This is a genomic window from Segeticoccus rhizosphaerae (assembly GCF_009192725.1).
GTDB classification, from domain to species: Bacteria; Actinomycetota; Actinomycetes; order Actinomycetales; family Dermatophilaceae; genus Segeticoccus; species Segeticoccus rhizosphaerae.
Genome location: NZ_VOHR01000427.1, coordinates 1 through 2,716 on the forward strand (window position 1 = coordinate 1; position 2,716 = coordinate 2,716).

Annotated in this window: 2 protein-coding genes; one reads left to right on the plus strand and one right to left on the minus strand. The window is 74.1% G+C overall.

The annotated features are described in order from the left end of the window. Window positions 1–1,041 (plus strand): septation protein SepH (gene sepH / locus FRW57_RS23575; RefSeq protein WP_162529437.1); only part of this gene is annotated, 1,041 nt, incomplete at its 5' end. Window positions 1,042–1,113: 72 nt separating this feature from the next. Here sepH and FRW57_RS20080 read toward each other — a convergent pair. Further along, the coding region (locus tag FRW57_RS20080) for an MFS transporter (protein ID WP_152186890.1) at window positions 1,114–2,716 on the minus strand (1,603 nt) is incomplete at its 5' end.

Below are 2,716 nucleotides of genomic sequence, written 5' to 3' on the forward strand. Positions count from 1 at the left end.
CGCGAGACCGGACCGTGGACCGTCGTCGCGATCTTCCCGGCCGGTGGCCGCGAGCGGCGCGCCTCATGGCACTTCGACCCGCTCGACCGCGCGCTGACCCCGCTCGACGACGAGGCGAGGTGGCTCAGCGGCGACGAGCAGGAGCCGGTGGGTGGCCCCATCCCGACCGCCACCGGCCCGCGCCGCAAGACCCGTGTGTATGACGTCGAGGCCGAGGGCGGGCTGCGTCCCGCCGAGCGGTCGGGTGCTGCCGGCGCCACCTCGGCGCAGCGCACCGGGTCGCGCCGCGAAGAGGATGACTCCGCGCACAGCGACCGGTCCCACGCGTCGCACGAGGAGCCGGTCGACCTGATGACCGCGATGCGCGAGCGCAGCGCCGCGCGTGGCCGCCGTTCCGGTCGTCGCGGCAAGCGCAAGACCGCTCCTCCCACCTCGCCGGCGCACGTGCCCGGCGCGGAGGACGCTCCCGACGATGCCCTGCCGCTGGAGGACATCGCCTACGACCCGGCGACGATGCCCCCGCCACCGGGCGCACACGCAGCTCCCGAAGCCGATCCCGAGCCGGTGACCACGGGCGCCAGCGTGGAGGCCGAAGGCGAAGAGGCGGAACCGCAGGGGACGCGGTTCGAGGAGCCCGGGCTGTTCGACGCGGACGAGGCCGACGAGAGCAGTCCCGAAGAGGAGGCCGTGGAGCCCGTGGAGGCCGTGGAGCCCGTGGAGGCCGGGACGGACGAGACCGCCGAGGACGAGGCAGAGGAGTCCGCTGGAACCGGTCGGGTCGAGCCCGATCAGGCCGACGGTTCCGACGCAGCCCGGCCCGAAGCCGGCTCGGCCGATGCCGTCGATGAGGACCCTCAGGCCGATGAACCCGACGCTGCCCAGCCTCGCTCGGCGCCGGAGCAGGTGGCCTCGGTGGCTGCCGAGGCCGAACGGTCCGAGCCCGACCGCACCAAGCCGCGGCGGTCGTCGCGCAAGAGCGGACGGCCGAGTGTCCCGAGCTGGGACGACATCATGTTCGGGACGCCCCGCAGCGACGGCTGATCCGCTGACGCGTGATCCAGGGGCGGGAGGTGCACGGACTCGCCGCACGGAAGAACGGCGCCCGCCATGGCCTCAGCGGTCCTGCCAGCCGTCACTCCACCGCCCGTCCGGGTCGGGCGGCCGCGGTGGGTGCCGCCGGTCCGTCGGCGGCCGCTCCACCTCGTAGGCCGCACCCGGGTCGAAGGGTTGCTCGCCGGGGGACTTTTCGTGTGGATCATCGTGCGGCATCGGCCGGGTCCGTCCGCGCCGGGCCATCCGTTCGGTCGGTGCCGACCGGGGAGCCCTGGGCCCCTGGCCGGCACCGCGGCGACGTCCCGGCACCCGCCCAGCCGCCTCCGGGACGGGCAGCTTCCGACCACCCCGGAGGAACAGCACCAGCGCCAGCCAGCACACCAGCAGCCCACCGATCACCCCGAGGCCGAGACCGGCGTTGAGCGGGAGCAGGATGCCCAGGCCGCCACCGAGGACCCAGGACAGCTGCAGCAGGGTCTCGGAGCGGGCGAAGACGCTGGTGCGCACCTCCTCGGGCACCCGGTCCTGGATCATCGCGTCGAGCGAGAGCTTGCCCAGCTGCTGACAGAGTCCGACGGTCAGCCCGAGCACCACAGCGAGCACGACCCCGAAGAAGAGCGCGGCCGCCACGGCGACGACGGCATCGACGATCAGGACCGCGAGCACGACCACCTGTGGCGGCCGCGAGCGCACGACCGACCCGAGGAAGGTGCCGAGCGCGCTGCCGGCACCGGCGGCGCCGACCACGAGCGCGATCTGCAGCGACATCCGGTGTTCCCACCCGGGGAACGGCACATCGCGCAGCAGGAAGGCCATGTAGATCGTGAGGAACCCGGACAGCGCCCGGAGCCCGACGTTGGCCCGGAGCGCGGTCACGACCTCCGGGCCGAGCCGGCGCCCCTTGCCGGCCCCGGTCATGCCGAGCATCGACAGCTCCTCCTCGCCGGTCGAGGAGTCCACCCGGGATGGCAGCAGGATCGCCAGGATGGTGCCGAGGATGAAGACCAGGAAGCCGAAGCGGAGCGTCCACTCGGGGCCGACGAGCGAGAGCCCGCCCGCGATCGGGGCGGCGAGCGCCGCGCCCGCCACTCCCGCCAGCGACAGCCGCCCGTTGGCCTTCACCAACGTCAGCTGGCGCGGCACCATCCGTGGCGTGGCGGCCGAACGCGTGACGTTGTAGGCCTTGGAGGCGATCAGGACCCCCAGCGCTGCAGGGAACTGCCACGCCGACTGCTCGGAGACGGACGCGGCGAGCACCCAGCACAAGAAGGCGCGCAGCGCCATCGTGGTGCCGATCGCCCACCGGCGGCCGCGCCGGAACCGGTCGAGGAAGGGACCGACGAGCGGCGCGATGATCGCGAAGGGCAGCATGGTCAGCAGCAGGAACAGGGCCACCTGACCGCGTGCCTCGCCCGACGGCACCTGGAAGAACAGCGAGCCGGCGAGGGCCACCGCAACGGTGGTGTCCCCGGCCGCGTTGACCGCCCCCAGCTCCACGAGGCGGGACAGCCCGCTCTCCCCAGCTCCCTCCGCATGGCTTGCCCGACGCGCCAGGTGGAAGGCTGACGTGGCCGCCTTCCCGGTCACCCGGGCGCTGGCGCCGGCTCCCTTGCCCACGCCCCGGGCTCCCCGGCCGACGCCCTTGGCCAGCTTGCCCGCACGG